4 protein-coding genes are annotated in these 1,983 nt (G+C 41.9%); all 4 read left to right on the forward strand.

The features are described from left to right. Positions 1-51 precede the first annotated feature (51 nt). Positions 52-411, forward strand: coding sequence for a transposase (locus V7R55_RS19420; protein WP_334061009.1), 360 nt, complete (start codon positions 52-54; stop codon positions 409-411). After that, complete coding sequence (locus V7R55_RS19425) at positions 363-1,244, forward strand: IS3 family transposase (RefSeq protein WP_334061011.1); 882 nt, start codon at positions 363-365, stop codon at positions 1,242-1,244. Before V7R55_RS19420 ends, V7R55_RS19425 begins: the two co-directional genes overlap by 49 nt. 201 nt (positions 1,245-1,445) lie before the next feature. Continuing rightward, entirely contained in the window at positions 1,446-1,700 is a 255-nt protein-coding gene (locus V7R55_RS19430) for a type II toxin-antitoxin system Phd/YefM family antitoxin (protein WP_018982647.1), read from the forward strand. Continuing rightward, complete coding sequence (locus tag V7R55_RS19435) at positions 1,693-1,956, forward strand: Txe/YoeB family addiction module toxin (RefSeq protein WP_334061013.1); 264 nt, start codon at positions 1,693-1,695, stop codon at positions 1,954-1,956. The genes V7R55_RS19430 and V7R55_RS19435 overlap by 8 nt, the downstream gene beginning before the upstream one ends. Positions 1,957-1,983: the final 27 nt, after the last annotated feature.

Consider the following 1,983-nt stretch of genomic DNA (forward strand, 5'->3'; position numbering starts at 1 on the left):
AGAGCTCCCCCTATAAAGTAGACACCTAACCAAATATCAGGTAGGTGCGAAATGGCGAAAATAGTCAGTGCAAAACGGGTCGTGGAATATTCACTAGAATTTAAAATTCGAGTGGTTAAATTAACGCTAGGATTGGATGTCAGGGCGAAGGATATTGCGGACATCTTAGGGCTACATCCGATAATGATTTATCGTTGCCGACAAGAATACAAAGCAGGTAAATTTGAAGAAAAGCCGACGAGAAGAATTTCAATGACTAAAGATACCGCTGATAACGACAAAGAGCTCAGCAAAGACAAAGAAATTGCGAAGCTCAAAAAAGCCCTAGCGGACGCTCAGAAGGAAAACAACTTCCTAAAAAAGTGGGAGGGGTATCTGAAGGAACAAAGTCAGAAAAATTCTCGTTCATAAACGAACGACGTGATGAATTTGGCATCAGATACCTTTGCACGCAGTTACAAGTTTCAACGAGCGGCTTTTATAAATGGCTTCATAAAGGGCTTAGCCGTCGACAAGCGCTGAATACTGAGTTAACGAAAGAAATACATCGTCTATACGCACTTCATAAGGGAAATTACGGCAGTTCACGCATTCATAAGCAGCTGCAGGCACAAGGCTGGCAAGTCAACCGCAAAAGGGTTGAGCGGATAATGCGCGAACAAAAACTAGTCGGTAAAGCCGCTAAAATATATCGACGCCACCCTCTACCAGAAAACACCTGCAACAAGGTAGGTAATCTTATCTTGAATCACGTAATACCACGCCGCCCAAATCAACAATGGTGTGGCGACGTAAGCTACTTAAAACTTAATGGACAGTTTATATATCTGGCAGTTGTTCTCGATATGTACTCTCGAAAAGTCATCGGTTGGTCACTCGATAGGCAAAGGAAAGTATCGCTAACAATAGACGCTCTGGACATGGCAGTTAAGTCCAGAAAACTTTGTTCTGGTTTGATATTCCACAGCGACAAAGGAAATGAATATGCGTGTCACGACTATCAGAATCATCTAAAGAAGTGTGGGATACAACCAAGTATGAACCGGCCAGGAAAGATGACAGACAATATCTACGTTGAGACGTTCTTTAGGACATTTAAGACCGAGACATACCACGGCGAAAAGTTTAAAGATGAGGCGCACTTACGTGAAACAGCGCAATGGTATCTTGAGGAGTATTACAATAATCAGCGAATCCACTCATCGTTGAACTTTAAAACACCACAGCAATATGAAAGTATATAACTTAACAATTAAAACCAGTGTCCACTTTTATGGGTGAACTCTCCAAACACGTGGGCTGACTCGCTCCGCTCGATTTTAGCCTACGTGTTATTGCCCCTGCTTGGGGCGTTAGCTGCCCCGGCGCAGTAATGCACAACATCCTGTACATGTGCTCATTTTCGATCTAAACTTGTCCCATATAATGTACAAGTGGAATGCAAAATGAGAATAGTCTCTTTTACCGAAGCTCGAAATGGTCTAAAAGCCGTTTTGGACAATGTAATCAACGATGCAGATACAACAGTAATCACTCGTCGTGACTCTGAAGATGCTGTTGTAATGTCATTAGATTACTACAACAGCCTTATGGAAACCGTTCATCTACTTCGTTCTCCAGCGAACGCTGAACACTTAAATCGTTCAATAGCACAGTTTAAAGCAGCAAAAACGACCCAGCGAGAACTTATTGATGAGTAACAGGTTGTTATCATGGACTGATGAAGCTTGGAATAGCTACGTTTATTGGCAGACTCAAGACAAGAAAACCTTGAAACGTATCAATAAGTTAATTTCAGATGTTAAGCGTTCTCCATTTGATGGAATTGGAAAGGCTGAACCTCTTAAAGAAAATCTTTCAGGTTTCTGGTCTCGCAGAATAGATGACACAAACCGTTTGGTATATGCCGTGGACGATACCGCAATTACGGTTATCTCGTGTCGTTACCATTACTAGTAGGTGGCAGCTAACAATTACATTAAG

This window comes from Alteromonas sp. S005, from assembly GCF_036864475.1.
GTDB lineage: Bacteria > Pseudomonadota > Gammaproteobacteria > Enterobacterales > Alteromonadaceae > Alteromonas.

What these genes read in the sequence shown, in the direction of transcription:
- V7R55_RS19420 (WP_334061009.1), top strand. Translation starts at nt 52, where the DNA reads ATGGCGAAAATAGTCAGTGCAAAACGGGTCGTGGAATATTCACTAGAA.
- V7R55_RS19430 (WP_018982647.1), top strand. Translation starts at nt 1,446, where the DNA reads ATGAGAATAGTCTCTTTTACCGAAGCTCGAAATGGTCTAAAAGCCGTT.
- V7R55_RS19435 (WP_334061013.1), top strand. Translation starts at nt 1,693, where the DNA reads ATGAGTAACAGGTTGTTATCATGGACTGATGAAGCTTGGAATAGCTAC.